This is a genomic window from Pleomorphomonas sp. NRK KF1 (genome assembly GCF_023721755.1).
GTDB lineage: Bacteria > Pseudomonadota > Alphaproteobacteria > Rhizobiales > Pleomorphomonadaceae > Pleomorphomonas.
Genome location: NZ_JAMDLH010000016.1, coordinates 1,661 through 2,958, shown reverse-complemented (window position 1 = coordinate 2,958; position 1,298 = coordinate 1,661). Strand labels below are relative to the sequence as shown.

Genomic DNA, 1,298 nt, shown 5'->3' with positions numbered 1-1,298 from the left:
CACCCATAGTTTCGGTGCACGGCTTGAGCCCCGTTACATTGTCCGCGCAGGAACCCTTGTCTAGACCAGTGAGCTGTTACGCTTTCTTTAAATGATGGCTGCTTCTAAGCCAACATCCTGGTTGTTTTGGGATTCCCACATCGTTTCACACTTAGCCGTGACTTCGGGACCTTAACTGATGGTCAGGGTTGTTTCCCTCTTCACGACGGACGTTAGCACCCGCCGTGTGTCTGCCGGATAGTACTCTCGGGTATTCGGAGTTTGCTTAAGATCGGTAAGTCTGTAGGACCCCCTTGCCTATGCAGTGCTCTACCCCCCGAGGTATTCATCCGACGCTCTACCTAAATAGATTTCGCGGAGAACCAGCTATTTCGAGGTTTGATTGGCCTTTCACCCCTAGTCACAAGTCATCCCCGACTTTTTCAACAGGCGTGGGTTCGGTCCTCCAGTGCGTGTTACCGCACCTTCAACCTGCTCATGACTAGATCACCTCGTTTCGGGTCTAATCCGTCGAACTGAACGCCCTGTTCAGACTCGCTTTCGCTGCGCCTACACCTAACGGCTTAAGCTCGCTCGACAGACTAAGTCGCTGACCCATTATACAAAAGGTACGCCGTCAGCATTGCAGCCTCCGACTGTTTGTAGGCATCCGGTTTCAGGTACTATTTCACTCCCCTCGTCGGGGTGCTTTTCACCTTTCCCTCACGGTACTGGTTCGCTATCGGTCGCTGAGGAGTACTTAGGCTTGGAGGGTGGGCCCCCCACGTTCAGACAGGATTGCACGTGTCCCGCCTTACTCAAGGATCAGTCAAGCATCTACACATACGGGGCTGTCACCCTTAACGCCGGCCATTCCAGACCGTTCTGCTTTAACTCGACTGACCACTGGCCTGGTCCGCGTTCGCTCGCCACTACTTGCGGAGTCTCGGTTGATGTCCTTTCCTGCAGGTACTTAGATGTTTCACTTCCCTGCGTTCGCCTCTAATCCCCTATGGATTCAGGGACTAGATATCTTCATTATCGCAAACAGTAACCGGATGGCAGCTTGGCCGAGCCGCTTTCCCTGCCGGGCGCGCTTTCGACTGCCAACTGATCACTGTTCGCTGAAGATGGGTTCCCCCATTCGGAAATCCACGGATCAAAGCTTGTTCGCAGCTCCCCATGGCTTATCGCAGCGTACCACGTCCTTCATCGCCTCTCAGCGCCAAGGCATCCACCAGATGCCCTTACGTCACTTGATCGCTCTCATTACCCATGCCCATCCCTCGCAGAAGTCCGTCTGCAAGACCCGACCGCTT

The 1,298-nt window shown here is 54.2% G+C and carries 1 rRNA gene (cut by a window edge); it reads right to left on the bottom strand.

The features are described from left to right. Positions 1 to 1,241, bottom strand: a 23S ribosomal RNA gene (locus tag M4J39_RS22740) (it extends 1,674 nt beyond the left edge of the window). Between the last annotated feature and the right edge of the window lie 57 nt (positions 1,242 to 1,298).